Genomic DNA, 1,758 nt, shown 5'->3' with positions numbered 1-1,758 from the left:
CTATACCAAGGTCAAGAACACGTCCTTTACCGGCAAGGTCTCGATCAAGTGGTTCGAGGACGGCCAGACCAACGTCTCCTACAATTGCATCGACCGCCATCTGAAGACCAATGGCGACCAGGTGGCGATCATCTGGGAAGGCGACAATCCCTATATCGACAAGAAGGTCACCTATAACGAGCTCTACGAGCATGTCTGCCGGATGGCGAACGTGTTGAAGAAGCACGGTGTCAAGAAGGGCGATCGCGTCACTATCTACATGCCGATGATCCCGGAATCGGCCTATGCGATGCTTGCCTGTGCCCGCATCGGCGCCGTGCATTCGGTGGTCTTCGGCGGCTTCTCGCCCGAGGCGCTGGCCGGACGCATCGTCGACTGCGAATCCACCTTCGTCATCACCTGCGACGAAGGTCTGCGCGGCGGCAAGCCGGTGCCGCTGAAGGACAATACCGACACGGCGATCCATATCGCTGCCCGCCAGCACGTGCATGTCAGCAAGGTGCTGGTGGTGCGCCGCACCGGTGGCAAGACCGGCTGGGCGCCCGGCCGCGACCTCTGGCATCACCAGGAGATTGCGACGGTGAAGGCGGAATGCCCGCCGGTGAAGATGAAAGCGGAAGATCCGCTGTTCATTCTCTATACCTCAGGCTCGACCGGCAAGCCGAAAGGTGTGCTGCACACCACGGGCGGTTATCTCGTTTATGCGGCGATGACCCATGAATACGTCTTCGACTATCATGACGGTGACGTCTACTGGTGCACGGCCGATGTCGGCTGGGTCACCGGCCATTCCTATATCGTCTACGGGCCGCTCGCCAATTGCGCGACGACGCTGATGTTCGAGGGCGTGCCGAATTTTCCGGACCAAGGCCGTTTCTGGGAAGTCATCGACAAACACAAGGTCAATATCTTCTATACGGCGCCGACGGCGATCCGTTCGCTGATGGGGGCCGGCGACGATTTCGTCACCCGTTCCTCGCGCGCGTCGCTGCGCCTGCTCGGCACGGTCGGCGAGCCGATCAATCCGGAAGCCTGGGAATGGTACTACAATGTGGTCGGCGACAAGCGCTGCCCGGTCATCGATACCTGGTGGCAGACGGAAACCGGCGGCCACATGATCACGCCGCTGCCTGGCGCCACCGATCTGAAACCCGGCTCGGCGACGGTGCCGTTCTTCGGCGTCAAACCGCAGCTGGTCGACAATGAGGGCAAGGTGCTGGAAGGTGCCGCCGACGGAAATCTCTGCATCACCGACAGCTGGCCCGGCCAGATGCGCACGGTCTACGGCGATCATGAGCGTTTCATCCAGACCTATTTCTCTACCTACAAGGGCAAGTATTTCACGGGCGACGGCTGCCGGCGCGATGCCGATGGCTATTACTGGATCACCGGCCGTGTCGACGACGTGCTCAACGTCTCCGGCCACCGGCTCGGCACGGCGGAAGTGGAATCCGCCCTCGTCTCGCACAATCTGGTTTCGGAAGCCGCCGTCGTCGGTTATCCGCATCCGATCAAGGGTCAGGGCATTTATTGCTATGTGACGCTGATGGCCGGTCACGAAGGGACCGATGCGCTTCGCCAGGACCTGGTGAAACATGTGCGTGCCGAGATCGGTCCGATTGCCGCGCCCGACAAGATTCAGTTTGCGCCCGGCCTGCCGAAGACCCGCTCCGGCAAGATCATGCGCCGTATCCTGCGCAAGATCGCCGAGGACGATTTCGGTGCTCTCGGCGATACCTCGACGCTCGCGGACCCTGC

At 61.3% G+C, this 1,758-nt stretch carries 1 protein-coding gene; it reads left to right on the top strand.

The genetic code is table 11. From position 1 onward, the window contains the following. A partial coding sequence (acs, locus tag GR197_RS31315) for an acetate--CoA ligase (RefSeq protein WP_164016582.1) occupies window positions 1–1,758 on the top strand: 1,758 nt, incomplete at both ends.

It is taken from the genome of Rhizobium phaseoli (assembly GCF_010668805.1).
Classification (GTDB): Bacteria; Pseudomonadota; Alphaproteobacteria; order Rhizobiales; family Rhizobiaceae; genus Rhizobium; species Rhizobium phaseoli_A.
Note: the sequence above shows the minus strand (reverse complement) of the source record. Positions and strands in the feature narration are given on the sequence as shown.